The organism is Nocardioides montaniterrae (genome assembly GCF_054782655.1).
The window spans coordinates 1-1,246 of the sequence record NZ_BAAGSB010000026.1 but is presented as its reverse complement, the minus strand read 5'-3'; the positions used below and the strand labels follow the sequence as shown (position 1 = coordinate 1,246).

1 protein-coding gene is annotated in these 1,246 nt (G+C 66.9%); it reads left to right on the top strand.

What is annotated here, in order from left to right:
• Nucleotides 1–66: 66 nt before the first annotated feature.
• Complete coding sequence (locus tag ACYVJ3_RS16600) at nt 67–1,215, top strand: IS30 family transposase (RefSeq protein WP_460854188.1); 1,149 nt, start codon at nt 67–69, stop codon at nt 1,213–1,215.
• The last annotated feature ends 31 nt before the right edge of the window (nt 1,216–1,246 follow it).

Here is a 1,246-nt window from a genome sequence, read left to right as displayed (position 1 = left end):
ATGCAGGGCGGATTCGTGGGGTCATCGCAACACCTGAGGTGAGGGTGGTGTGTGGTGCCGCACGGTGTGAGGGTGTCGCGAGAGGTACGTCGGGGGTTCTGGGACGGGGTCCGCGGGGGCGCAAGTCCCTCGGATGCCGCGGTGGCGGTTGGTGCGTCGGACTCGGCTGGTCGCCGGTGGATCAACCACGCTGGCGGGGTGATGGAACGGTGTGAGACCCCCTCGGGGTTCCGGTTGACGTTGGCGGATCGGCGCTCGATCGAGAACGGTTGCCGTGGCGGGTTGAGCTTCACGGTGATCGCGACGGTGATCGGAAAAACGTGCTCGACGGTCAGCCGCGAGGTCGGCGGCAAGGAGGGACGGTCCGCCTACCGGGCTGATCGCGCTCAGCTGCTGGCCGAGGACCAGGCTCGTCGTCCCAAGGAAACCAAGCTCGAAACGAACCCGGTGCTGTGCAGGCGGGTCGCGGTGGGGCTGGAGGCGTTGTTGTCCCCGGAGCAGATCGCGGGACAGTTACGTCGAGAGTTCCCCGATGATCCGGAGATGCAGGTGCACCACGAGACGATCTACCGCGAGCTGTTCGTCCAAGGACGCGGCGCGCTGCGCGATGAGCTCAAGGCGTGCCTGCGCAGTGGCCGCGCCCGCCGGGTCACCCGTGCCGAGGCCCGCCAACGGCGATCTGATGGCCGCGGCCGGATCCCGGACATGGTCAACATCGTCGAGCGTGAGGAAGAGGTCGCCGAGCGTCGCGTGCCGGGCCACTGGGAGGGCGACCTGATCACCGGCAAGAACAACGCCTCAGCGATCGGGACACTGGTCGAACGTGTCACCGGCTACACGCTGTTGCTGCACCTGCCAGATGGGCACGGCGCCGAGCAGGTCACCGCTGCGATCACCGAGGCCATGACCGCGCTACCGGCCAAGCTCCGCAAGACCCTGACCTGGGACCAGGGCAAGGAGCTGTCACGCCACCGCGAGATCGCCGAGATCACCGGCCTGCGGGTCTACTTCTGTGACCCCCACTCGCCCTGGCAACGCGCGACCAACGAGAACACCAACGGCCTGCTCCGGCAGTACTTCCCCAAAGGCACCGACCTGTCGGTCCACTCCAAGGAAGACCTCGCCTGGGTCCAGGACCAGTTCAACGACCGCCCACGCAAACGCCTTGACTACGCTGCACCCTCAGAGCTGATCAACGGACTGTTGTTGCGATGACCCTGCGAGCCCGCCCAGGGAAACCTGCACT